Origin of the sequence: Xenorhabdus kozodoii (genome assembly GCF_002632875.1) — a bacterium.
GTDB classification, from domain to species: Bacteria; Pseudomonadota; Gammaproteobacteria; order Enterobacterales; family Enterobacteriaceae; genus Xenorhabdus; species Xenorhabdus kozodoii.
Genome location: NZ_NJCX01000019.1, coordinates 50,919 through 75,738, shown reverse-complemented (window position 1 = coordinate 75,738; position 24,820 = coordinate 50,919). Strand labels below are relative to the sequence as shown.

Below are 24,820 nucleotides of genomic sequence, written 5' to 3'. Positions count from 1 at the left end.
TTTCTCAATTTAAGATTCAGATACTCAATATTAATACAGGTAATTTAAACCGCAGTAATCATAGCATCGCCATTGGGAGCGGCATATCCCTGATGCTGGAAACACGGTTTAAAATATAGCGAGAAATACCCTAGGTAAATTATGTTAAAAAGATTTAGTTACTCATGATGTTATAAATCACGGGAAATAAACTAGAATCAATAATGTGGTTGATAAATAACCTTTGGTGATTTAGGAGAATGGGATGGTTCGTCAAGAAATAGAAACAAAGTTACAGGCGGCATTCAAGCCCTCTCACCTGGAAGTGATCGATGAAAGTTATCGTCACAATGTGCCTGCGGGTTCTGAAAGCCATTTTAAAATCATTATCATAAGCAATGAATTTGCTGAACAAAAAATGCTTAATCGCCACCGTGCAGTGTATAGCGTCTTGGTCAAAGAATTAGAGGAAGGTGTACACGCTTTGGCGCTTCATACTTATACGGAAAAAGAGTGGATCGAATTAGAAGACACCGTTTTAGCTTCTCCGGCGTGTCGTGGTGGAAGTACAACGACCTCAACATTATAATTTTTCTGGATAAATAAATCACGTATTTGCCTTTGTTTTATTAATCCAGATTTAATTTTATCCAGCAGCCTTCGGGCTGTCTTTTTGTTTATCTATATTGGATAAACAATATCGTGATGCAGTCATTGAGCAACGTCTATCACATAAGTCAACAAATCGTGCATGCTTTTGTCTGCAATTCTCGACTCATACTGTCTGCGCCGCTATAATGCTGCGTCTAAATTTTTAGAATGGTTTCGGGACGCTTCTGATCACAGGGATTCTCGGTTTTTAAATGCGACCGCCCCGGTTCTTAAAGAGTACTGCAATGAGCTTGTCTTAAGCATTGCAGTCATTCTGAAGTTGACCGAGCACTATGATTTTTTTGAGGTAACAAGATGCAAGTTTCTGTTGAAACCACTCAAGGCCTTGGGCGTCGTGTGTCAATCACCGTACCTGCTGCCGATATCGAAAAAGCAGTTGACAGTGAACTGGTTAATGTAGCAAAGAAAGCCCGTATCGACGGCTTTCGTAAGGGCAAAGTGCCAATGAAGATCGTTAAGCAGCGTTACGGTGCTTCTGTTCTTCAGGATGTTCTGGGTGATCTGATGCAACGCAATTTCATCAATGCGATCATTGAACAGAAAATCAATCCAGCAGGTGCGCCAAGCTACAAGCCTGAACAGTTTAAAGAAGGCGAAGACTTCACTTACGCAGTTGAATTTGAAGTTTATCCAGAAATTGAACTGAAAGGTCTGGAAGAAATCGAAGTTGAAAAACCGGTTGTTGAAGTCAAAGATACAGACGTCGACAGCATGCTGGACACGTTGCGTAAACAGCAGGCAGATTGGAAAGAAACCGATGAAGCAGTGGCTGCGGAAGATCGCGTAACTGTTGATTTCACGGGTTCCATTGATGGTGAAGAATTCGAAGGCGGTAAATCAACGGATTTCGTTCTGGCAATGGGTCAGGGTCGTATGATCCCAGGTTTTGAAGACGGTATCGTTGGTCACAAAGCAGGGGAAGAATTTACCATTGATGTGAATTTCCCAGAAGATTACCATGCAGAAAACCTGAAAGGTAAAGCTGCGAAGTTCGTGATCAACCTGAAAAAAGTTGAACAACGTGAACTGCCAGAACTGACTGAAGAGTTTATCAAACGTTTTGGTATTGCCGAGGCAACTGTTGAAGGTCTGCGTGCTGAAGTTCGTAAGAACATGGAACGCGAACTGAAAAATGCCGTCCGTAACAACATCAAAACTCAGGTTCTTGATGGTCTGGTTAAGGCTAACGACATTGACGTTCCTGCGGCCGTTATTGATAGTGAAATTGATGTACTGCGCCGTCAGGCTGCTCAGCGTTTTGGCGGCAAAGAAGAACAAGCTATGGCTCTGCCACGTGAACTGTTCGAAGAGCAGGCTAAACGCCGCGTTGTTGTTGGCTTGCTGTTAGGCGAAGTGATCAGCAGCAATGAGCTGAAAGTCGAAGACGATCGCGTGACTACGTTGATCGAAGAGATGGCAGCCGCTTATGAAGATCCAAAAGAAGTTGTTGAGTACTACAACAAAAATAAAGAAATGATGAACAACATTCGCAACATTGCTCTGGAAGAGCAGGCTGTTGAATTTGTTCTGGGCAAAGCGAAAGTTTCTGAAAAAGAAGCTGGCTTCAATGAACTGATGAACCAAAATCAATTGGCATAAGTTTCATTTATTGATTGCCTGAGATGATGAAACTCTCACTCTCAATGCAGTGAATCGAAGTAAACCCGCAGGCTACGCTTGCGGGTTTTTTTTATTGTTCTTGAAAAAAACAGATTTAACCTCATATCCTTTCTTACTATTATGTAAGAGCTTACTACTTTTTAGAGGGGGAAGGTCCCCTTGTTAGTTAACTTTGGATCATAGTCATCATCGCTTATCTCAAGTAGAATCAGTTATGAATGGCACCAGCGTGAGTTCTATTAGGAGACGGAAATGTCATACAGTGGCAAGCAAGATCAATATGCACCTAACATGTCTTTGGTGCCGATGGTGGTTGAACAAACAGCGCGTGGAGAGCGTGCATTTGATATCTATTCCCGCTTATTAAAGGAACGTATTATTTTTCTGACTGGGCCTGTTGAAGATCATATGGCGAATTTGATCGTTGCCCAAATGCTATTTTTGGAAGCAGAAAACCCAGAAAAAGATATTCATTTATATATCAACTCACCGGGTGGGGTTATTACGGCAGGCATGTCTATTTACGACACAATGCAGTTTATCAAACCAGATGTGAGTACTATTTGTATGGGGCAGGCCTGTTCAATGGGGGCATTCCTGCTGACCGCTGGAGCAAAAGGGAAGCGTTTCTGTCTGCCAAATTCCAGGGTTATGATCCACCAGCCACTCGGTGGTTTTCAGGGACAGGCGACTGACATTGAAATCCATGCACAGGAAATACTCAAGGTTAAAGCGCGGATGAACGAATTGATGGCGAAACATACCGGACAATCCCTTGAGAAGATCGTTAAGGATACCGAACGCGATCGTTTCTTATCAGCCGAAGAATCCGTAGAATACGGGTTGGTTGATAGTATATTCACCCAGCGCGGCTAATTATTAATAATTACTTTATTACTCCGATGCTAGTCTTTCTCTGAGCGTTTCTTGATGTTGACGCCAAGCTAGGTGGAGTAATGACAGCGTTTTTTCTGTTATGCCGGACAGACTGGGATAACAGTTCATAAAGTGAGGTTGACTGATGACAGATAAGCGCAAAGACGGTTCAGGAAAGCTGCTGTATTGCTCTTTCTGCGGGAAAAGCCAACATGAAGTACGGAAATTAATAGCCGGCCCGTCAGTGTATATCTGCGATGAATGTGTCGATTTATGTAATGATATCATTCGCGAAGAAATTAAAGAGCTGATACCACATCGCGAGCGTAGCGCATTGCCTACTCCTCATGAAATTCGCCAACATCTGGATGATTATGTTATCGGCCAGGAAACAGCGAAAAAAGTGTTAGCGGTTGCGGTTTATAACCATTACAAGAGATTACGTAATGGCGAATCTGCCACTAACGGTGTGGAACTCGGTAAAAGTAATATTCTGTTGATTGGCCCGACAGGTAGCGGTAAGACGTTGTTGGCAGAGACATTAGCTCGCTATTTAGACGTTCCGTTTACTATGGCAGACGCCACGACATTAACCGAAGCCGGTTATGTTGGGGAAGATGTAGAAAATATTATCCAAAAACTGCTGCAAAAATGTGACTACGACGTGCAGAAAGCACAACGTGGTATCGTGTATATTGATGAAATAGATAAAATTTCCCGTAAGTCTGATAACCCATCAATTACCCGTGATGTCTCAGGAGAAGGGGTTCAACAGGCCCTGTTGAAACTGATTGAAGGCACTGTGGCAGCGGTTCCTCCTCAAGGTGGCCGTAAGCATCCACAGCAGGAGTTCTTGCAAGTTGATACTTCCAAGATCTTGTTCATCTGTGGCGGTGCGTTTGCCGGTTTGGATAAAGTTGTCAGCCAGCGTTTGAATATCACTTCAGGCATTGGTTTTAGTGCTACAGTTAAAGGGGAATCGGAGAAAGCAACAGAAGGTGAATTGCTGTCCCAGGTTGAACCGGAAGATTTAATCAAATTTGGGTTAATTCCTGAATTCATCGGTCGTTTGCCCGTCGTGGCAACATTGACTGAACTTAATGAAGAAGCACTGATCCAAATCCTACAGGAACCCAAAAATGCGCTGACCAAACAGTATCAAGCCCTGTTTAATCTTGAGGGTGTTGAACTGGAGTTCAGAAAAGAAGCATTGGCTGCCATCGCGAAAAAAGCCATGGCGCGTAAAACGGGTGCCCGTGGCCTTCGCTCCATTGTTGAGGGTGTTTTGCTGGATACAATGTACGATCTGCCATCGATGGAACATATAGAGAAAGTTGTCGTTGATGAAACGGTTGTTGAAGATAACTCCGCACCATTATTGATATATAGCAAGCCGGATGCCCAAGTTTCTGGTGAGTGAAGAAATAGGGTCGGAAGTGCTGATTATCAATACGCATTGAAAAAACAAATGAGGGATTCTCCCTCATTTTGTTTTTTGCCGGTCTAGGCTATTGAATGTCAGATTCCTGTCCCCATATATTTTGTATTCTTTGAAGTGAAACTCGTGAAAACCGTGTTTCACGAGATTCCTAAAACTGGCGAAAGCTAAACGAAGAGAGAGCTCTATGAATCCTGAGCGTTCCGAACGCATAGAAATCCCTGTATTGCCTTTGCGCGATGTAGTGGTTTACCCACATATGGTGATCCCTCTGTTTGTTGGGCGTGAGAAGTCGATTCATTGCCTGGAAGCAGCAATGGAACATGACAAAAAAGTCATGTTGGTCGCGCAAAAAGAAGCATCTACTGATGAGCCGGGAGTCAATGATCTTTTCTCCGTAGGTACAGTGGCTTCTATTTTACAGATGTTGAAGTTACCAGATGGCACCGTAAAAGTTCTGGTTGAGGGCTTGCAGCGTGCTCGTATTACCACGTTGACGGATAATAGCGAGTATTTCTATGCACAAGTTGAATACCTTGAATCCCCTGAGGTTGATGAGCGTGAGCAAGAAGTACTGGTAAGAACAGTCATTAATCAGTTTGAAGGTTATGTCAAACTGAACAAAAAGATCCCGCCAGAAGTATTGACATCGTTGCACAGTATTGAAGATTCAGCAAAATTGGCAGATACCATCGCTGCACATATGCCTTTGAAAATCAATGACAAACAGACAGTCTTGGAAATGTCCAATGTCGTTGAGCGTATTGAATACTTGATAGCAATGATGGAATCTGAAATCGATCTGCTACAGGTAGAAAAACGTATTCGCAATCGCGTTAAAAAACAGATGGAAAAAAGCCAGCGCGAGTACTACCTGAATGAGCAAATGAAAGCGATCCAGAAAGAATTGGGTGAGATGGATGATGCACCTGATGAGTATGAGACGCTGAAACGCAAGATCGAAGACGCGAAAATGCCGAAAGAGGCGCACGAAAAAGCGGAAGCTGAATTGCAGAAATTAAAAATGATGTCTCCGATGTCAGCAGAAGCCACCGTTGTTCGCAGTTACATTGACTGGATGGTACAAGTTCCTTGGGTTTCACGTAGCAAGGTAAAAAAAGATTTAGTCAAAGCCCAGCAAGTACTGGATACCGACCATTATGGTTTGGAGCGCGTCAAAGAGCGTATTCTTGAATATCTTGCGGTACAGAGCCGTGTGAGCAAGATCAAGGGACCAATACTTTGCCTGGTAGGGCCTCCTGGTGTGGGTAAAACCTCATTGGGTCGTTCTATTGCCCGTGCAACCGGGCGTAAATATGTGCGTATGGCACTGGGTGGCGTACGTGATGAAGCAGAAATTCGTGGTCATCGCCGCACCTATATTGGTTCAATGCCAGGTAAATTAATCCAGAAAATGTCCAAAGTCGGGGTTAAAAACCCACTGTTTTTATTGGATGAAATTGACAAAATGTCATCTGACATGCGTGGTGATCCTGCTTCAGCATTGTTAGAAGTGCTTGATCCTGAACAAAACATCGCATTTAACGATCATTACCTTGAGGTCGATTACGATCTCTCTGATGTCATGTTTGTGGCAACATCTAACTCCATGAATATTCCAGCCCCATTGTTGGATCGTATGGAAGTTATTCGTCTATCGGGCTATACCGAAGATGAAAAATTGAATATTGCCAAACGTCATCTGTTACCAAAACAGATTGAGCGTAACGCGCTGAAAAAGGGCGAATTGACTATTGCTGATGATGCCATTATTGGCATTATCCGTTACTACACGCGTGAGGCTGGCGTTCGTAGTTTGGAACGTGAAATTTCCAAACTGTGTCGTAAGGCGGTCAAGGCGTTATTGATGGATAAGGAGCTTAAGCACATCGAAATTAATGCCGGTAATTTGAAAGATTATCTGGGTGTGCAAAAAGTGGATTATGGCCGTGCTGATACAGAAAATCGAGTGGGTCAGGTAACTGGTCTGGCGTGGACAGAAGTGGGTGGTGATTTACTGACGATTGAAACAGCCAGTGTACCCGGTAAAGGTAAATTAACTTATACCGGTTCATTGGGTGAAGTGATGCAGGAATCCATCCAAGCGGCATTGACAGTCGTCCGTGCTCGTGCCGATAAACTGGGCATCAGTTCCGATTTCCATGAAAAACGTGATATTCATGTTCATGTACCCGAAGGTGCGACACCAAAAGATGGCCCAAGTGCGGGGATTGCAATGTGCACTGCGTTGGTCTCTTGCCTGACAGGTAATCCTGTTCGTGCTGACGTGGCTATGACAGGGGAAATTACGCTGCGTGGTTTAGTTCTGCCAATCGGTGGCCTGAAAGAGAAACTGCTGGCCGCGCACCGTGGGGGAATTAAAACCGTTTTGATCCCAGACGACAATAAACGCGATCTGGAAGAAATTCCACAAAATGTGATCCAGGATTTGGAAATCCATCCTGTTAAGCGTATAGAAGATGTTTTAGCTCTTGCATTGCAGGAACCCGCATTTGGTGCAGAAGTGGTATCACTAAAATAGTGAGCTAATTCAATAACTATGCCTAAAATTCAGGTTGGTGAGTAAATTCAGACTTGCCAGCCTTTTTTTGTGTCATTAAGTTAGATCAGTCTAAATATCTGATTAAATATTTTGCTGTTCTATGATTTCTTGCTAATACTGGAAAAGGATTGATATTACGGCGTAACTGTCGTGTTATCTGTTATAAATCGGTTTCCGTTACGATAGTAAAACTAAAATGGGGATGTTAAGAGTGAATAAATCACAACTGATCGACAAAATTGCTGCTGATGCAAACATTTCTAAGGCAGCCGCCGGACGTGTAGTAGATGCATTCATTTCTTCAGTATCTGGTGCATTGAAAAACGGTGATGATGTCGCTTTAGTAGGGTTCGGTACGTTTGCTGTCCGTGAACGTGCAGCGCGTACAGGTCGTAACCCTCAGACAGGCAAGGAAATCAAGATCGCAGCAGCAAAAGTACCTGCTTTTAGAGCCGGAAAAGGTTTAAAAGATGCGGTTAATGCTTAATAAGCAGATAACAGGCACGGGTTTTTGTTATTGCGATAAACTTCAACTGACTAGGTCGTGTTGATAGGCTAGAATATAAGCGCATCAATTGATTGGTGCGCTTTTTTTCTCTTAGCGTTTGAATTAGCGTAATATGACAGTTTCTTTTTCACTAAAGCGGAGTTTTACGTCTTTATGATGGACAACCTACGCACGGCGGCAAACGGTCCTGTGCTCAAAATTGTGTTGGCTCTAATTATCCTGACTTTTTTGCTGACAGGTGTAACAGGTTACCTGTCAAGCGAAAGTGGTAGTTATGCTGCCAAAGTGAATGGCCAAACCATTAGTCGCGCTCAGCTAGAGCAAGCATTTTTACAAGAAAAAAATGCTCAGCAGGAGAAGCTGGGAGATGAATTCTCAACTTTGTTAAGCGATGAACAGAGGCTACAGCAGCTTCGGCACCAGTCATTAGAGAGGCTGATTAATGCCACTTTGATTGAACAATATGCCCGTAAGCTAGGTTTATCAGCAAGCGATGCTCAAGTTGCGCAGGAGATACGTAACCTACCGTTTCTCCAGACTGATGGTCAATTTGATAACAATAAATACCAGGAGTATTTGAATTGGCTTTCCCACTCAAACGTCAGTCCTGATAGTTTTGCGGAACAAGTTCGTCAGGCGCTGATTAATCGTCAATTGGAACAAACGGTTATCGATGGGGAAATTGCATTACCAGCAGAAGTAAAACAGGAAGCCGCGTTACTTCTGCAAGAAAGGACAGTGCGTTTTGCTACCCTTGAATTGAAAAAAATTGAAGAGAAGCAGACAGTGACTGATGAAGAGCTGAAAAAATACTATGACGAAAATAGTAAGCATTTCACTGTGCCAGAAAAAGTGAAAGTCAGTTACCTCAAAATGGATGCTGCCAGTGAACTGAAAAACGTCACTGTATCTGACGCGGATATTGAAAAATATTATAAAAGTAATCTGACAAAATACACCAAACCTGAACAGAAGAAATATAGCTTTATTCAACTGGATTCAGAGGCTGCCGCTAAGTCGGTTTTAGATGAGCTAAAGAAAGGAGCCGATTTTAGTCAATTGGCGTCAGAAAAATCGACTGACAAATTTTCTGCTCAAAAAGGCGGTAATTTGGGGTGGATGGAAGAAAATTCTTTGCCTAATGAACTCAAATCAGCAAATTTGACCCAGAAAGGGCAACTTTCGGATGTGATCAAATTAACTAACGGATATGCAATTTTCCGTTTGGATGATATTAAGCCTCAGGAAGTCAAACCGTTGGCAGATGTGCGTGCGGAAATAGCGAAAATTGTTGAGCAGGAAAAAGCGGTTGATGCGTTTTATGCATTACAGAGAAAAGTGAGTGATGCCGCAGCTAATGATAATGAATCCCTGGCAGCCGCAGAAAAGGCAGCAGGTTATCAGGCTGTGACCACTGACTGGTTTGATCGTGACCATGTCCCCGCTGACATTAATTTCAACCAAGTTGTTCAGGCTATTTTCTCTGGCAATTTGATGGATGATAAAGGTACAACAGGCATTAACTCTGATGTGATTTCGGTTGAGGGTGATAACGCCTTTATTCTGCGTGTTGACGATGTGAAACCTGAGACAGTCCAGTCGTTTGCACAGGCTAAACCTGAAGTGACTGAATTGATGAAACGCCAAAAAGCAGAAAAACAACTTCAGGTGGAAAGTGAAAAACTACTGGTGGCCCTGAAAGAAGGTAAGGGTGCGCAGGCATTGAAAGACGCAGGCGTTCAATTCGAGCAACCTACTGTGATAAAGCACCAGTCACAAGCCAATCAGGCTACTGACGTGGCATTCACTTTACCGCATCCTAAAGAGGGTAAGCCGGTATATGGATTAGCTCAAGATGAGCTAGGTAATGCTGTACTTATCCAATTGGATAAAGTTGTTCCGGGAACGGTTACAGATGAGATGCTCAAACAATATAGAGTGGGTTATCAATATCAGACAGGTAATATCATGCTGGAATCACTTATTACGAACTTACGTGATGAGGCGGATATTAAATTCGGTCAGCTTGAATAAAATTGCGAAGTAACTCGCATCTGTTTTTGCAAAATCGTAATTAAAAAAGGCCACTTTCGTGGCCTTTCGCATATCTGAACCTTACCTGTTGCCCGAAAATTTTGTTATGGCAATCTTTCTCTTACCAACAAAACATGGAGAGATTGACATGAAATATTTAAGGATAGTATTTAACTCACTCATGATGGCGCTGTGTATCAGCATGCCGTTATCTCATGCTGCTACAGTGAATGAACCTACTGATAAAACGGTGAAACAGCCTGTTAATCAACATAAGACCACCATTGAAAACAGTAAAGTGAAAGAGGGCGGAGAATCAGTTGCAGGCCAGCAAATATCGGAAAAGGGTGTTGTTAATATTAATACTGCAAGTGTTGAAGAATTAGCGAAAGAGCTTAATGGAGTTGGGGCTAAAAAAGCACAGGCTATTATTGAATATCGTGAAAAATATGGCCCTTTTACGGCAATAGAGCAATTACAGGAAGTACAAGGTATTGGCCCAATTTTTATCGAAAAAAATCGAGATAAATTGACTTATTAGGTGTTAAGCCCTCTTGTGAATTCACAGTAGTTTTATCAAGAGGGCTGTGATATCGATCAAGAATAATTCATCAAACACTATTGTAATTAAATTGTTTTGCTATTGTTATGTTTTGTCTGGTCGGATGAGTGTAGGGAAAAATAGCAATGAGCACGATTATCAAAGTTAGGGGTTATCATATTGATCTCTTCCAGCATGTAAACAATGCCCGTTATTTGGAATTTATGGAAGCTGCTCGCTGGGATTTACTGACTGAAGGTGACACGCTGGCATGGTTAAATCGTAAAAATATTGGTTTTGTTGTGGTGAATATCAATATTAATTATCGTCATCCAGCCGTGATTACCGATGAACTGGAAGTGAAATCGTCCATGCGGGAGTTACGTAACAAAAGCGGTACATTTTTTCAGGAAATTATACGCAGGAGTGATAATCAAATTATTGCAGATGCTTTAACGACATTTGCTTGCATTGATTTGAAAACGCAAAAAGCATTAGTTTTAGAAGGTGAATTGAGAGAAAGAATGGAAGCCTATAAAAATAATGCCAAATAACAAAATAGAAGTGCGAAGTGAGAGGTTCATGGAACCTCTCACAAATAACGTTAATGAGATAAAACGTTTTGGTTAACTGAGGTGTGTTTTAGATTTCATAGCTAACATCGTGGATTGGGCATTGTTTAAATAATGATTTAACCCTTTAGCCCTCAAGTGGCAGGCAGCGCATTCGCCGCATCCATCACCTTGAATACCATTATAACAAGTGAGTGTTTTATTGCGGATAAAATCCAATTTTTGGTAATAATCTGCCAATGCCCAGGTTTCCGCTTTGTTTAACCACATTAGGGGCGTTTCGAAACGAATGTCACGAGCGATGCCAAGGCTAACAGCTTTATTGAGCGCTTTCACAAACTCATCACGGCAATCAGGGTAACCCGAAAAATCGGTTTCACAAACACCAGTAATAACGGCTTCAGCTTCAACCTGATAAGCATAAATTGCCGCCAGAGTTAAAAATAAGATATTACGGCCAGGCACAAAAGTACTTGGGAGGCCACTTTTTTCACTTTCACTGAAATCGGGGACAGGAATATTGTCTCTTGTCAGGCTGCTGATTGCCAGCTCGTTCAATAAAGTAACGTCAAGGACTTTATGGGCCGCGGCTCCCAACTCTTTGCTTATACGACAGGCTACGTCAATTTCAGCACGATGGCGCTGTCCATAATCAAAAGTGACACAGTGAACTTCATCATATTGGTGGAGTGCCTGAATTAAACAAGTGGTGGAATCCTGCCCACCACTGAATACCACAACGGCTCGTTTCATGATACCTACCTATGTAAATTGAAGGAGATATGTTACTCATAACCGTTTAACTTGGGTAGCTGTGTTAGATACTGTGTGATATCGCCGATATTATTGCTAACCCACTCTGGGTTGTAATAAGTATCAAGGTAACGCTCTCCACTATCACAGAGTAATGTCACAATTGCCCCTTGCTGGTTGTTATCATGCATTTGCCTGGCGAGTTGTAACGCTCCCCAGACGTTAGTTCCTGTTGAAGCCCCAGTTTTTCTGCCAATTAATTTTTCAAGCCAGTAAATGGTAGCAATTGTGGCGGGATCGGGAACCTGGATCATGTCATCGATAACCGTAGGAATAAAAGAAGGCTCTGCTCGTGGGCGGCCAATACCTTCTATTTTGCTGCCAATACTTCCACAAATATCACGGCGGTTTTGATGATAGCAATCGTAGAAGACGGAGTTTTCTGGATCAACAACGATGAGTTTAGTGTCATGTCCCCGATAGCGGATATAACGACCGAGTGTCGCAGATGTACCACCGGTTCCTGCACTCATCACGATATAGGTTGGTTCAGGGAAAGGTTCCAATTGCATCTGGCGAAAAATGCTTTCTGCAATATTATTGTTTCCTCGCCAGTCAGTCGCTCGCTCGGCATAGGTAAACTGATCCATGTAATGGCCATTAAGCTCTTTTGCCAGACGCTCTGATTCTTGATAAATCAAGGCAGAATGTTCTACAAAATGACATTTACCACCATAGAACTCAATTTCCTGAATTTTGCGCTTAGCCGTACAGGAGGGCATGACCGCAATAAAAGGTAAACCAAGTAAGCGGGCAAAATAGGCTTCTGATACCGCAGTACTTCCAGATGAGGCTTCAATAATCGGGGTTCCTTCCTGAATCCACCCATTAGTGAGTGCATAAAGGAATAAGGAACGTGCAAGCCGATGTTTGAGGCTACCAGTGGGATGCGTACTCTCATCTTTGAGATAGAGATGAATACCCGAAAACATTGGGAGGTTAAGACGAATGAGATGTGTATCAGCACTGCGTTGATAATCAGCTTGGATAGCTTTTATGGCATTTGTAGCCCATAAAGACGACATAAATTGACCTTAAATAATAATACCGTAGTGGTATATAGATTAACCTTACATTCGGAGAAATAGATTGTTATTTTTCTGGGATTATCCACTATATTTGGGAAATATTTCTATAGGATTTAGATATGTTAGATAAAATAGACCGTAAGCTACTGGAACTGCTCCAACAAGACTGTAGTCTATCCTTGAATGCGCTGGCTGAAGCCGTCAATTTGACGTCGACACCTTGCTGGAAGCGCCTTAAACGACTTGAAGATGAAGGTTATATTGTTGGCAAAGTTGCCTTGTTAAATGGGGTAAAACTTGGCCTGAGCCTGACAGTGATAGTGATGATTAAAACTCAGCAGCATAACAGTGAATGGTATGAACAGTTTGTCTCCTTTATAAAAGAGATGCCGGAAGTCTTAACGTTTTACCGCATGGCGGGTGAATATGATTACCTAATGCATGTAGAAGTTGTTGATATGAAAAGTTATGATCGCTTCTACAAACGTATGGTAAACGGGGTTTCTGGTTTGATTGATGTTACCTCTAACTTCGCCATGGAAACGATAAAATATACAACGGCGCTGCCAATACCCGATTCAATAACATCATAAAGATCGCTTTTGGTCGGCCGGGCGTTAACTCTTTTATTTTTACCTCAGGAACAAGTGTGTGAGATTATTTTCACAATTAAGCTGGTATTTTATTAGTGAATGGCGGCGCTATTTGGGGGCTGTCATTTTCCTCGTTTTGATTGCAGTGCTGCAACTCATTCCTCCCCGCTTGGTTGGGATCATCGTTGATGGTATTAGCACAAAAACAATGACCTTCCGTCAGCTCTCAGCATGGCTAGGGATAATGTTATTTATTGCTTTGGCCATTTATGGTCTGCGTTATGTCTGGCGTGTGTGGTTATTCGGTGCTTCTTATCGTCTGGCAGTTAAGCTGCGTAGTGATTTCTATTGGCGTTTGAGTAGCCAGGATCCTGAATTTTATTTGCGCCATAGAACCGGTGATCTTATGGCTCGCGCCACAAATGATGTTGACAGGGTTGTTTTTGCGGCAGGTGAGGGAGTACTTACTCTGGTTGATGCTTTAGTCATGGGGTGCTCTGTCCTGATTGTAATGAGTGTAGAAATCAGTTGGCAATTAACATTGTTATCATTGTTACCGATGCCCATTATGGCCTTAGCGATTAAACATTATGGCGATCAACTTCATCACCGTTTTAAATCTGCACAAGGCGCATTTTCTGTTTTGAACAACCATGCGCAGGAAAGTTTGACGAGTATCCGCATGATAAAAGCGTTTGGACTGGAGAAACGTCAATCCAATCAGTTTGAAGAGGTTGCTATTGATGCTGGGCGTAAAAATATGCATGTTGCGCGTGTAGATGCGCGTTTTGACCCCACCATTTTCATTACTATCGCTGTTGCAAACCTCTTGGCTATCGGTGGAGGGAGTTGGATGGTGGTGAATGGCTCCATGACCCTTGGTGAACTGACCAGTTTTGTGATGTATCTGGGATTGATGATCTGGCCTATGTTGGCATTGGCATGGATGTTCAACATCGTTGAGAGGGGAAGTGCCGCTTATACACGTATTCGCAGTTTGTTGCAGGAACCACTGGTCATTGAAGATGGCGTGATGTCGCTGTCTTCAGGGCGAGGAAGCTTGCGGGCAAATATCAACAAATTTACCTATCCTCAAAGTGTTAAACCTGTTTTAGAAAGTATCCATTTCCAGCTAGAGCCTGGGCAATTATTGGGGCTTTGTGGGCCAACGGGGGCAGGGAAGAGTACCTTATTGGCCTTGTTGCAACGGCAGTTTGATGTAACCGATGGGGAGATTCTTTTCCAGTCAAAAAATATTTCTGCTCTTCGAATGGAAGAGTGGCGTTCACGATTGGCTATTGTCAACCAAACTCCCTTCCTGTTTTCGGATACGGTGGCAGGGAATATTGCGTTGGGACGCCCAGATGCAACCCAAGAGCAAATAGAAGAAGCCGCTCGTTTGGCAAGCGTACATGATGATATTTTGCGCCTGCCTCAAGGTTATCAAACGGAAGTTGGAGAACGCGGGGTGATGCTTTCAGGTGGACAAAAACAGCGTATATCCATTGCCAGGGCCTTACTGCTAGATACGGAGATTTTAATCCTTGATGATGCTTTGTCAGCCGTTGATGGGCATACAGAACACCAGATCATGAAAAATCTGAGTCAATGGCGGCGGCAACGCACCATTATTATCAGTGCGCATCGGCTGTCGGCATTAACGGAAGCCGATAATATTTTGGTTATGCAACATGGCACGATTGCACAGCTTGGCCAGCATAAGCAGCTTATCGATCAATCAGGTTGGTATTCCGATATGTACCGTTACCAACAATTAGAAGCTGCATTGGATGGAGAAGATGACTAAAACCCATATGAGTAAGCTATGGCCATCATTAAGGCGTCTGCTTTCTTACGGCAAAGATCACCGCAAGCCGATGCTAATAGCCGTATTAATGTTATGGATTGCTGCATTGGCAGAAGTGAGCGGGCCTCTGCTTGTGAGCTATTTTATCGACAATATGGTTGCAACGGGAAATTTGCCCCTTGATATTGTCGGTGGGCTTGCTGCATTGTTCTTGATTTTGCAGCTCGTTGCTGCCGCTTTACATTATTATCAAACCTTATTTTTTAATCAGGCATCTGTGGGTGTGGTGCAGAAACTGCGTACTGATGTGATGAACTCAGCATTACGTCAGCCATTAAGTGCTTTTGATACTCAACCCGTTGGGCAACTCATATCCCGCGTAACAAATGATACTGAGGTTATTAAGGATCTGTTTGTTAATGTGATCCCCGCGGTATTTCGCTGTGTTGCACTCATTGGTGCCATGCTGATAGCTATGTTTGTTTTAAATTGGCGTATGGCATGTGTTGCGATCGTAATATTCCCGGCAGTCTTGTTTGTCATCGTCATTTATCAACGTCTTAGCACTCCAATAGTTAGGCGGGTTCGTGGTTATCTGGCTGACATTAATGATGGTTTCAATGAAGCCATTAATGGAATGACCGTGATTCAGCAGCTTCGCCAGCAAGCGCGTTTTGGGGAGAAAATGTTGGCTACCAACCGGGCACATTATCAGGCTCGTATGCAGGCTTTACGCTTAGATGGCATCTTATTAAGGCCATTATTGAGCTTCCTATCTGCCGCAATATTGTGTGGTTTGCTTTTCTTGTTTGGTATCAAAGGCACTGAGGTTATTGGCGTTGGTGTACTGTACGCTTTTATTAACTACCTTGGGCGATTGAATGAACCCCTGATTGAATTGACTTCACAACAATCGGTGTTGCAGCAGGCAGTGGTTTCAGGAGAACGCGTTTTCGAACTGATGGATAGCCCACAGCAGCAATATGGCAATGATTTGCGGGCCTTAAAAAGTGGCAAAATTGATATTGAAAATGTAAATTTTGCTTATCGTGGTGACAGGCTTGTCCTGAGTGATATTAACTTGCATGTTCCTCCACATGGGTTTGTGGCTTTGGTTGGGCATACAGGGAGTGGTAAAAGCACATTGGCTAATTTGATTATGGGGTACTATCCGTGGCAGGACGGTGAGATTTATCTTGATGACCGCCCGATATCTTCACTTTCCCATACTGTGCTGCGTAATGGGGTGGCAATGGTGCAGCAAGATCCTGTTATTTTGGCCGCTTCATTCTTCAACAATATCACGTTAGGGCGGGATATCAGCGAAGAGAAGATATGGGAAGTGTTAGAGTTGGTTCAATTAGCGGGTTTTGTACGTAACTTACCTGATGGTTTGTATTCTGTTTTGGGAGAACAAGGAAATACGCTTTCCGCAGGCCAAAAACAGCTTTTAGCCATGGCTAGGGTTTTAGTGCAAACGCCACAGATCCTTATTTTGGATGAGGCAACCGCGAATATTGATTCTGGAACAGAGCAAGCAGTACAGAAAGCGCTGGGAATGATCCGTAAACAGACAACATTAGTGGTTATTGCTCATCGTCTTTCAACCATTACTGAAGCTGATTCCATATTAGTGCTACATCGTGGTGCAATTGTTGAGCAAGGGCGGCATCGACAGCTACTGGCAAGGGGTGGGCGCTATTATCAAATGTACCAACTCCAGCAAGTTGGTGAGACCTTGAATGAACCTGTGCACGTTTAGTGTGCATATTTACTCTGTGTATAGGGAACAGAGGGGCTTTTCTGTTCCCTTTTCCCTTTTCCTTAGCGTTTTCTTCTATAGTGCCTTGATTAAATATCATTTTTAACTTTTGGCATATCCCTTGCAAATATCCCTTGTGCAAACGTCGCAAAAAAACGGGGGAAAATATGAAACTTATCACCATCATCATCAAACCATTTAAGCTGGAGGAAGTACGGGAGGCGCTTGCTGATATAGGCATACAAGGTATGACCATAACAGAAGTAAAGGGATTTGGACGTCAAAAAGGCCATTCTGAACTTTATCGCGGTGCTGAATATAACGTTAATTTTTTGCCCAAGGTTAAAATCGATATTGCTACCAATGATGAACGAGTTGAAGAAATTATCCATATTGTCCAGCAGACGGCTTTCACCGGAAAAATGGGGGATGGAAAAATCTTTATCTTTGAATTACAGCATGCCGTCCGGATCAGGACGGGTGAAGTTAATGATGAAGCCCTGTAAATGGAGGCGGAAAAATGAAGAAAAGATTTTTATTCATAGCGTACATTGTGGCCGGTTTGCCTTCATTTGCTGTTGCTGCGGAAAATAATCTCAATAAAGCCGATACCGTATTTATGTTGGTAAATACGATACTTGTACTTTTTATGACTATCCCCGGCATTGCCCTGTTTTATGGGGGATTACTGCGCAGTAAAAATGTGTTGTCATTGATGTCACAAGTGATTGTCAGTTTTTCATTGGTTTGTGTGCTTTGGATTATTTATGGGTACAGCATGACCTTTGAGGCCGGTAACTCTTTTTGGGGTGGCTTTGGTCAGGTTATGTTGAAAAATATATCCATAACTGATCTCACTGGCAGTTTCTATCAATTGATTCATGTTGTTTTCCAGGGTGCATTTGCCTGTATTACTGTTGCTTTGGTTGTTGGAGCCTTATGTGAAAGAGTTCGTTTTTCTGCTTTGCTGATTTTTAGTGTGTTATGGCTGACAGCATCTTATATCCCTATGGCACATATGGTATGGGGAGGCGGTTGGCTTGCGAAGGATGGCGCTTTGGATTTTGCTGGTGGGACTGTTGTTCACATTAATGCGGCGGCGGCAGGATTGGTTGGTGCTTATTTACTTGGCAAGCGTTCGGGTTTTGGACGGGAAGCATTTAAACCCCATAACCTACCCATGACCTTTATTGGGACAGCGATCCTGTATATTGGATGGTTTGGCTTCAATGTGGGATCTGCTGGTGAAGTGAATGCTACCTCCGCGTTAGCGCTAGTGAATACAATGGTAGCAACGGCGGGAGCGGTATTGTCATGGACTTTATGTGAATGGTTATTTCGCCAGAAGCCTTCACTTTTAGGGGCATGTTCTGGGTGTATTTCAGGTTTAGTGGCGATTACGCCGGCGGCGGCAACAATTGGCATTGGTGGTGCATTGGTGATGGGATTGATTGCCGGTATTGCAGGCTTATGGGGGGTGGTCATATTGAAGAGATGGTTAGGCATCGATGATGTTTGTGATGTTTTTGGGGTACATGGAGTATGTGGCATCGTAGGTTGTATATTGACTGGTGTTTTTACTTCATCTGCTTTAGGTGGAACAGGGTTTGCTGAAGGAATGACAATGCTGAAGCAGCTCGGTATTCAGGTTATTAGTATATTGGTCTGTATAGTTTGGTCATCAATAGCGGCTTATATTTCATTTAAGATCGCTGATAAATTGGTTGGTCTACGTATTAGTATTGAGTCTGAAAGGGAAGGGCTTGATATTACTTCACATGGTGAAAGCGCTTATAACTAAGCACTTTTACTTGTTTGAAAATCAGCGTGCCGTAGTAACAGAAAAATGAGTAACAAAAAGCAGTGATAGAGTGCAGTAAAAGAATGGCGTCTATTTCTGTTATTACGGCATATGGTTTGGTTATAGCTTGCGAATGACTCCCTCCTGAACCGCAGAAGCGATAAGTACACCAGCACGGTTATAGATATGTCCACGAACAAAACCACGAGCGCCTGATGCTGACGGACTTTCGATTGAATAGAGTAACCAGTCATCCATATTGAAAGGGCGGTGATACCACATTGAGTGATCAATTGTGGCTATTTGCATATTTTCTCCCATGAATTTTACGTCATGGGGCTGTAGTGCCGTGGGGAGGAAATTAAAATCTGATGCATAGCCCAGCAAACAGTGATGAATGAATGGATCTTCTGGCATTTTTCCATTGCTACGGAACCAGACATAACGCACAGGGACTTGGGATGAACGATTGGGTAGATTTTGAAGAGGGACGAGTTTCATTTCCAGGGGAGGCGTAGAAAAAACTTTTTTTAGTTTGGTCGGGAGTGAGTTAGCCATTTTTTTCATAATGTCTTCTTGGGGATCTAACTCTTCGGGAAAAGGAACCAGAGGCATGGTATTTTGGTGCTCAAAACTTTCTTCATGTCCTTGAAAGGATGCTGTCATGTAGAAGATAGGATGACCATTTTGTATTGCACTGACACGGCGGGCACTGAAACTTTTCCCGTCACGCAATATTTCAACATCATAAACAATGGGTTTATGGCTATCACCTGGACGTAAAAAATAGCTATGAAAGGAATGGATCATTCTATCATCTGCGACGGTTTGTTTTGCTGCATATAGCGACTGGCCTATGACTTGCCCGCCGAAAACCTGAGGAAAACCTAAGTCTTCGCTTTGTCCTCGGTAAATTCCTTCTTCTATTTTTTCTAAGTGTATCAAGTTAATTAAGTTTTGTAATGCTTGACTCATAACATGCCTTTACTTTTAAGCGCATTTGAAAAGTATAAATGAAAAGTTATGGATGATAAATTTTTATTTATTTGAAAATAAATGGATTAAGTTGTAAATAAAGTTATCCTTGTGTTTTTATTTTAGAAGTGAATTATCACAGATAATTTTATCAATACTTATCAAATAATGCGAATGTATTATTTTGTAAGTTTACCTTTTGATTGGTATAGGTATTTTTATTTTAAATGTTAAGGATAGGTAGAATGGTATTTAAATGGGCATTTAACTTAAGTTGAAGTTATCTGGTTTTTATATGAATATGGAAATGATTTATTGATGTTATTAAATATATTTATTGTTGCAACTGATTACGGTTTGTCTACCATGAGTTGTAGCCTAAGAAAAAAGTTGAAGATAATTTAGAGCCAGGAAAAATGCTAATGCATTCTGTTAAGCAAAATGATTAAAGGACAGAATGGGTAAGAGCTAAATAGTAGACAGGAAAATTTTCAGTATCAAAATTTCAGTTTTTGACACCACTTTGATGTTTTTTACAACGTTATGAGTAATAAAGCAACATTCAAATGAAGTTGCCTTGCTATTTCATCATGTTTGAAAGATAATGACCACCGCTTCGAAATTTGAAGCTAACGTCAATGAGGGCTCTGCTGGTTCTCCCGCAATGCTAACTTGTTAACTTGGTCAGGTCCGGAAGGAAGCAGCCATAGCAAGGGATGCGTGTGCCGGGATGTAGCTGGCAGAGCCCTCACCAATTTCACGCTTATCATTTACTCATATTGTCAGCCGATAATAACTACCGGCTTAGTCACTTTCTATCTGAACATTACAGCTTAGCGGACAAACTTCCAAACAGACGATGGAATTTTATCATAGAGTTTATTCATGGTAAGTTCAGCCAAACGGTGATCAGCTGCGGAGTAGAACAATTCAAGTTCATCTTCCGATAGCTCATATTTATTTTTTTCAATTACTCGTTCCAGTGTCTCAATAGAAGTGCATTTTCTTAAACGCATCAGATAGTCAGTTTTAGTCATAATCGCCTTATCTTATTTGGTATGAAAAAATAGTTAGAAATATATTTATCAGATTTTGCTTAAAGAAGCGTTCAAATCATGTAACAGAATGTTAGTTAAGTGCTCGTTTGTTTTTTGCCATTTCGTAAGTTCAAGAAAGCTTATCTTATCGCTTCCAAATAAATTATATGTTTCATCTAGATAGTTATCAATTAAGGTGCTCAACGTGTGGTTGTCTGAGTATTTAATTTTAAAGCTCCAGACAAAAGCTGCAATGTGTTCAATCAATTCGTTTAGTTTTAAACTTTTCTCGGAAGTTAGGTCATGAATCCAATGATTATCAGTACGATTCAGGACCGAAAACGCGTCATGAATTAAATTTTCACATAAGTATTTTAATTCAGCAATATCATGCCTTTTTGGTGAATATTCATCCATAATCACCTCCGTAAACGATGCATAGCTTATTTAAACTAAGGCTTATACATGTAATTATTATAGCCATTCTTTTAGAATAGAGCCTATCAAAACATGATTATTATTTATTAATATTAAAGTAAAGCTCTATTTTGCATATCTGCCAACTGATTTTTTTCACAATGGCTCGTTTACGCTGAGTTATGACAAAAACGCTTAGTACTGGCAAGTGCCGGCATTCTACTACGAAGGATAGTCATAACAACATGTGCTACTAAATATACTGGATTATACTAATACAGTAGATGCTGTAGCAATAGCACAGAAATCATTATAGGCGATTGTATTGCGACTTTCAAAATCAATATAGTGTCATTATTACATATGTCACCATCAAGATGGAACACTTTTTACCATTAAAGGTGTAATCAAGAGAAAAACAAGGAGAGTTACTAATTTATCTTCTGTTTATTATAAAAAAATAGAAGATGTTACCTTTATACCTAACTTGTCTTTCATAAGTGTTTATTTTAATTAGACTATAAATAAATTTTAACGCGATATTGTGATGTTTTCATTTGCTGTTCGAAGTTTTTTTACCCATTTGAAAGGCCACATTAAGTGGCCTTTTTAGCATAGTTGAATTTAGTGAGGCGTTGAAATGTGTTCAATCTCCTCATTTTTCTTCGTAAACCGTCTCTTAATGACAACGAAAAATACGGGAACGAAATAAATTGCCAATGATGTCGCTGCAATCATACCGCCCAATACTCCCGTGCCTACGGCATTTTGTGCGCCTGAACCTGCGCCATTGCTTAATACCAAAGGCATAACGCCAAGCATAAAGGCTAAAGAAGTCATCAGGATTGGACGTAAACGCATTCTCACTGCTTCAAGAGTTGCTTCTATCAATCCCTTACCTTCTTTTTCTATTAAATCCCTGGCGAACTCGACGATAAGAATAGCGTTTTTCGCTGATAGCCCGATGGTCGTCAATAGACCAACCTTAAAGTAAACGTCGTTATCCAATCCACGTATTGATGTTGCCAATAATGCACCGAGAACCCCCAGAGGGACGACGAGCATGACCGAGAACGGAACAGACCAGCTTTCATATAATGCTGCCAGACAAAGGAATACGACAATCAATGATAGCGCGTATAGTGCTGGAGCCTGATTACCGGATAGACGTTCTTGATAAGACATTCCGGTCCAGTCATAGCCAATTCCTGGTGGTAACTGTGATACTAGCTGTTCCATAAGAGCCATTGCTTCACCAGTACTTTGGCCAGGTGCCGCTTCGCCCACAATTTCCATAGAAGGGAGACCGTTGTAGCGCTCCAGGCGTGGTGAACCATAAATCCATGGCTCTTTTGATACATCTACGAATGCGGAAAACGGCACCATTTCCCCATGGTAGTTACGAACATACAACTTGCTGATATCGCTTGGTAACATCCGATAAGGGGCATCAGCCTGAACATAGACTTTTTTGACTCGACCACGGTCGATAAAGTCATTGACGTAAGCGCCACCAAACATCGTACTCAGGGTTGTGTTGATATTGGTTGTGGATACAGCCAGGGCTTCTGCTTTTTCCTGATCGATATAAACGCGATATTGTTGTGTATCATTTTGTCCATTAGGACGAACACCCATCAGCATATCTGGATGTTGTGCAGACATACCAAGTAATTGGTTGCGTGCTGCGGTCAATGCTGCATGTCCCACATTTCCTCTATCAATCAACTGGAGGTCAAATCCGCTGGAAGAACCCAACTCTACAATTGAAGGAATATTGAACGTAAAGACGAGACCTTCTTTGATTTGAGAGAGGTTCGCATTTGCTCGTTCAACAATGGCTGGAACCTTATCTTTCGGGTCCTTACGTAGTGCCCAATCTTTTAAGCTGATAAATGCCAAACCGGTATTTTGTCCCTGACCACTAAAGCCAAAGCCATTAACTGTAAACACAGATTTAACAACATCTTTCTCTTTGGTGTAGAAGTAATCGTTGATTTCGTTCAATACCTTTTGTGTCTGTTCCTGAGTGGCGCCAGGGGGTAATTGAACCATTGCCAGTAAAACGCCCTGATCTTCTTCAGGCAAGAAGGAAGATGGCAGGTTTTTAAATATGAAGGCCATGCCAGAGAGCAAGATGACATAGATGACTAAGTAACGCCCTGTGCCTCGTAACATCCGGCCGACACTATCAGTATAATGATGTGTGCATTTTTCAAATAGATCGTTAAACCAACCAAAAAATCCTGTTTGTGCCCCATGGCTGCCTTTGGCAACAGGTTTGAGCATCGTTGCACACAGCGCAGGCGTCAGGATCAAGGCTACCAATACAGACAATACCATTGCTGAAACGATCGTGATCGAGAACTGGCGGTAAATCGCGCCGGTTGAACCGCCAAAGAATGCCATTGGTACAAATACCGCGGAAAGCACGAGTGCGATACCGACCAGAGCACCTTGGATCTGTCCCATGGATTTTTTGGTGGCTTCTTTGGGCGATAACCCCTCTTCTTGCATGATCCGTTCGACGTTTTCCACCACAACAATGGCATCGTCCACAAGCAGGCCGATGGCGAGTACCATAGCAAACATGGTTAATGTATTGATGGAATAACCAAACGCAGCAAGAATAGCAAATGTACCAAGCAGTACGACCGGAACGGCAATCGTTGGGATTAAGGTAGCCCGGAGGTTTTGCAGGAACAGGTACATGACGATGAACACTAACAGAATAGCTTCTGTCAATGTTTTCACCACTTCGAAAATAGAAATTTTAACGAATGGCGTGGTGTCATAGGGATAGACAACGGTCAATCCATGCGGGAAGAACGGTTGTATCTCCGCCAGTGCTTCTTTAACGGCCTTGGAGGTATTCAGTGCATTGGCACCCGTTGCCAGTTTGATACCAATCCCTGATGCCGGTTTACCATTGAAACGGCCAATGATATCGTAATTTTCAGCTCCCAATTGAATGGTTGCGACATCATGCAAGCGAATCTGTGAACCATCAGGATTCATGCGCAGCAAAATTTTGCCAAATTCTTCTGCTGAATTCAGGCGGGTTTGTGCGATGATCGACGCATTCAAACGCTGTCCTGGAACCGAGGGTGTTCCTCCTAACTGTCCGGCTGCAACCTGATTATTCTGAGCCCTGATTGCACTGATAACATCCTGAGTGGTGAGCTTATAGTTGAGCAGTTTGTCAGGGTTGAGCCAGATACGCATAGCATACTGTGTACCGAAGAGTGTTGCTTCACCTACGCCAGTAACCCGGCTTAAGTTATCTTTGACATTGCCGCCGATATAGTCGGCAATATCATCTTGGGACATGGAACCATCTTGAGAGATGAAACCGACCACCATTAAAAACGAGCTGGTGGTTTTATCAACACTAATACCTTGTTGCTGAACTTCTTGAGGCAATAATGGCATTGCCAATTGCAGCTTATTTTGAACCTGGACTTGCGCGGTATCTGGGTCTGTACCTGCTTCAAAGGTCAGCATGATATTCATGTGCCCCGCAGAGTCACTGCTGGAAGACATATACACGAGGTTATCGATGCCATTCATGTTCTGCTCGATAACCTGTGTTACGGTATTCTGTACTGTTGTCGCATCAGCGCCTGGGTAAGCTGCTGAAATGGAAATGGCGGGTGGTGCAATGGCAGGATATTGCTCCACGGGTAATTTCATAATTGCCAGCAGGCCAGATAGCATGGTGATAATCGCTATTACCCATGCAAAAATTGGCCGTTCGATAAAAAACTTAGGCATGAATCACCGA

At 42.4% G+C, this 24,820-nt stretch carries 20 protein-coding genes and 1 other RNA gene; 15 read left to right on the top strand and 6 right to left on the bottom strand.

What is annotated here, in order from left to right; genetic code table 11:
* Positions 1–244: 244 nt before the first annotated feature.
* The 9 genes from bolA to Xkoz_RS13425 all read left to right on the top strand — a co-directional run bounded on the left by bolA (position 245) and on the right by Xkoz_RS13425 (position 10,785).
* Positions 245–568: a transcriptional regulator BolA gene (bolA, locus tag Xkoz_RS13465; protein WP_099142650.1), complete on the top strand. Its 324-nt coding sequence runs from the start codon at positions 245–247 to the stop codon at positions 566–568.
* A 377-nt stretch (positions 569–945) separates the two neighbouring features.
* Positions 946–2,250: a trigger factor gene (tig, locus tag Xkoz_RS13460; RefSeq protein WP_099142649.1), complete on the top strand. Its 1,305-nt coding sequence runs from the start codon at positions 946–948 to the stop codon at positions 2,248–2,250.
* A gap of 273 nt (positions 2,251–2,523) precedes the next feature.
* Entirely contained in the window at positions 2,524–3,147 is a 624-nt protein-coding gene (gene clpP, locus Xkoz_RS13455; protein WP_099142648.1) for an ATP-dependent Clp endopeptidase proteolytic subunit ClpP, read from the top strand.
* A 145-nt stretch (positions 3,148–3,292) separates the two neighbouring features.
* Positions 3,293–4,567, top strand: coding sequence for an ATP-dependent protease ATP-binding subunit ClpX (gene clpX, locus Xkoz_RS13450; RefSeq protein WP_099142647.1), 1,275 nt, complete (start codon positions 3,293–3,295; stop codon positions 4,565–4,567).
* A gap of 205 nt (positions 4,568–4,772) precedes the next feature.
* Positions 4,773–7,127, top strand: a complete 2,355-nt coding sequence (gene lon, locus Xkoz_RS13445) for an endopeptidase La (RefSeq protein ID WP_099142646.1) — start codon at positions 4,773–4,775, stop codon at positions 7,125–7,127.
* A 232-nt stretch (positions 7,128–7,359) separates the two neighbouring features.
* Positions 7,360–7,635 (top strand): nucleoid-associated protein HU-beta, encoded by a 276-nt coding sequence (gene hupB, locus Xkoz_RS13440; RefSeq protein ID WP_167386592.1) that lies wholly within the window; start codon positions 7,360–7,362, stop codon positions 7,633–7,635.
* A 174-nt stretch (positions 7,636–7,809) separates the two neighbouring features.
* Positions 7,810–9,690: a peptidylprolyl isomerase gene (ppiD, locus tag Xkoz_RS13435; RefSeq protein ID WP_099142644.1), complete on the top strand. Its 1,881-nt coding sequence runs from the start codon at positions 7,810–7,812 to the stop codon at positions 9,688–9,690.
* A 148-nt stretch (positions 9,691–9,838) separates the two neighbouring features.
* Positions 9,839–10,231, top strand: a complete 393-nt coding sequence (locus Xkoz_RS13430; protein WP_099142643.1) for a ComEA family DNA-binding protein — start codon at positions 9,839–9,841, stop codon at positions 10,229–10,231.
* Between the two features lie 146 nt (positions 10,232–10,377).
* Positions 10,378–10,785 (top strand): acyl-CoA thioesterase, encoded by a 408-nt coding sequence (locus Xkoz_RS13425; protein WP_099142642.1) that lies wholly within the window; start codon positions 10,378–10,380, stop codon positions 10,783–10,785.
* Between the two features lie 72 nt (positions 10,786–10,857).
* Here the strand turns inward: Xkoz_RS13425 and queC are convergent, their stop codons facing one another.
* Both queC and Xkoz_RS13415 read right to left on the bottom strand, forming a co-directional pair.
* A complete protein-coding gene (gene queC / locus Xkoz_RS13420; RefSeq protein ID WP_099142641.1) occupies positions 10,858–11,556 on the bottom strand; it encodes a 7-cyano-7-deazaguanine synthase QueC in 699 nt (232 codons plus the stop codon).
* A 32-nt stretch (positions 11,557–11,588) separates the two neighbouring features.
* Positions 11,589–12,641, bottom strand: coding sequence for a PLP-dependent cysteine synthase family protein (locus Xkoz_RS13415; RefSeq protein ID WP_099142640.1), 1,053 nt, complete (start codon positions 12,639–12,641; stop codon positions 11,589–11,591).
* Between the two features lie 122 nt (positions 12,642–12,763).
* On the opposite strand from Xkoz_RS13415, the gene Xkoz_RS13410 reads away from it, so the two are divergent.
* From Xkoz_RS13410 to amtB, 5 genes are all read left to right on the top strand, one after another.
* The gene (locus Xkoz_RS13410) at positions 12,764–13,237 is read left to right on the top strand and encodes an Lrp/AsnC family transcriptional regulator (RefSeq protein WP_099142639.1); all 474 of its coding nucleotides are present in this window, start codon (positions 12,764–12,766) and stop codon (positions 13,235–13,237) included.
* Positions 13,238–13,295: 58 nt separating this feature from the next.
* The gene (locus Xkoz_RS13405) at positions 13,296–15,044 is read left to right on the top strand and encodes a SmdA family multidrug ABC transporter permease/ATP-binding protein (RefSeq protein ID WP_099142638.1); all 1,749 of its coding nucleotides are present in this window, start codon (positions 13,296–13,298) and stop codon (positions 15,042–15,044) included.
* Positions 15,028–16,806, top strand: coding sequence for a SmdB family multidrug efflux ABC transporter permease/ATP-binding protein (locus tag Xkoz_RS13400; RefSeq protein WP_099142637.1), 1,779 nt, complete (start codon positions 15,028–15,030; stop codon positions 16,804–16,806). Before Xkoz_RS13405 ends, Xkoz_RS13400 begins: the two co-directional genes overlap by 17 nt.
* A 167-nt stretch (positions 16,807–16,973) precedes the next feature.
* A complete protein-coding gene (glnK, locus tag Xkoz_RS13395; protein WP_099142636.1) occupies positions 16,974–17,312 on the top strand; it encodes a P-II family nitrogen regulator in 339 nt (112 codons plus the stop codon).
* A gap of 14 nt (positions 17,313–17,326) precedes the next feature.
* Positions 17,327–18,607, top strand: coding sequence for an ammonium transporter AmtB (gene amtB, locus Xkoz_RS13390; protein WP_099142635.1), 1,281 nt, complete (start codon positions 17,327–17,329; stop codon positions 18,605–18,607).
* 120 nt (positions 18,608–18,727) lie between these two features.
* On the opposite strand, the gene tesB is transcribed toward amtB, so the two are convergent.
* Complete coding sequence (gene tesB, locus Xkoz_RS13385) at positions 18,728–19,582, bottom strand: acyl-CoA thioesterase II (RefSeq protein ID WP_099142634.1); 855 nt, start codon at positions 19,580–19,582, stop codon at positions 18,728–18,730.
* Positions 19,583–20,230: 648 nt separating this feature from the next.
* On the opposite strand from tesB, the gene ffs reads away from it, so the two are divergent.
* Positions 20,231–20,327, top strand: an RNA gene (ffs, locus tag Xkoz_RS13380) — signal recognition particle sRNA small type.
* 88 nt (positions 20,328–20,415) lie between these two features.
* On the opposite strand, the gene Xkoz_RS13375 is transcribed toward ffs, so the two are convergent.
* From Xkoz_RS13375 to Xkoz_RS13365, 3 genes are all read right to left on the bottom strand, one after another.
* Positions 20,416–20,619, bottom strand: coding sequence for an HHA domain-containing protein (locus Xkoz_RS13375; protein WP_047766794.1), 204 nt, complete (start codon positions 20,617–20,619; stop codon positions 20,416–20,418).
* A gap of 48 nt (positions 20,620–20,667) precedes the next feature.
* Positions 20,668–21,036 (bottom strand): Hha toxicity modulator TomB, encoded by a 369-nt coding sequence (gene tomB / locus Xkoz_RS13370; protein ID WP_099142633.1) that lies wholly within the window; start codon positions 21,034–21,036, stop codon positions 20,668–20,670.
* 624 nt (positions 21,037–21,660) lie between these two features.
* Positions 21,661–24,810: an efflux RND transporter permease subunit gene (locus Xkoz_RS13365; RefSeq protein ID WP_099142632.1), complete on the bottom strand. Its 3,150-nt coding sequence runs from the start codon at positions 24,808–24,810 to the stop codon at positions 21,661–21,663.
* Positions 24,811–24,820: the final 10 nt, after the last annotated feature.

Coding starts and splice junctions, on each gene's coding strand:
- bolA (WP_099142650.1), top strand. CDS start 245: ATGGTTCGTCAAGAAATAGAAACAAAGTTACAGGCGGCATTCAAGCCC.
- tig (WP_099142649.1), top strand. CDS start 946: ATGCAAGTTTCTGTTGAAACCACTCAAGGCCTTGGGCGTCGTGTGTCA.
- clpP (WP_099142648.1), top strand. CDS start 2,524: ATGTCATACAGTGGCAAGCAAGATCAATATGCACCTAACATGTCTTTG.
- clpX (WP_099142647.1), top strand. CDS start 3,293: ATGACAGATAAGCGCAAAGACGGTTCAGGAAAGCTGCTGTATTGCTCT.
- lon (WP_099142646.1), top strand. CDS start 4,773: ATGAATCCTGAGCGTTCCGAACGCATAGAAATCCCTGTATTGCCTTTG.
- ppiD (WP_099142644.1), top strand. CDS start 7,810: ATGATGGACAACCTACGCACGGCGGCAAACGGTCCTGTGCTCAAAATT.
- Xkoz_RS13430 (WP_099142643.1), top strand. CDS start 9,839: ATGAAATATTTAAGGATAGTATTTAACTCACTCATGATGGCGCTGTGT.
- Xkoz_RS13425 (WP_099142642.1), top strand. CDS start 10,378: ATGAGCACGATTATCAAAGTTAGGGGTTATCATATTGATCTCTTCCAG.
- queC (WP_099142641.1), bottom strand. CDS start 11,556: ATGAAACGAGCCGTTGTGGTATTCAGTGGTGGGCAGGATTCCACCACT.
- Xkoz_RS13415 (WP_099142640.1), bottom strand. CDS start 12,641: ATGTCGTCTTTATGGGCTACAAATGCCATAAAAGCTATCCAAGCTGAT.
- Xkoz_RS13410 (WP_099142639.1), top strand. CDS start 12,764: ATGTTAGATAAAATAGACCGTAAGCTACTGGAACTGCTCCAACAAGAC.
- Xkoz_RS13400 (WP_099142637.1), top strand. CDS start 15,028: ATGGAGAAGATGACTAAAACCCATATGAGTAAGCTATGGCCATCATTA.
- glnK (WP_099142636.1), top strand. CDS start 16,974: ATGAAACTTATCACCATCATCATCAAACCATTTAAGCTGGAGGAAGTA.
- amtB (WP_099142635.1), top strand. CDS start 17,327: ATGAAGAAAAGATTTTTATTCATAGCGTACATTGTGGCCGGTTTGCCT.
- tesB (WP_099142634.1), bottom strand. CDS start 19,582: ATGAGTCAAGCATTACAAAACTTAATTAACTTGATACACTTAGAAAAA.
- Xkoz_RS13375 (WP_047766794.1), bottom strand. CDS start 20,619: ATGACTAAAACTGACTATCTGATGCGTTTAAGAAAATGCACTTCTATT.
- tomB (WP_099142633.1), bottom strand. CDS start 21,036: ATGGATGAATATTCACCAAAAAGGCATGATATTGCTGAATTAAAATAC.
- Xkoz_RS13365 (WP_099142632.1), bottom strand. CDS start 24,810: ATGCCTAAGTTTTTTATCGAACGGCCAATTTTTGCATGGGTAATAGCG.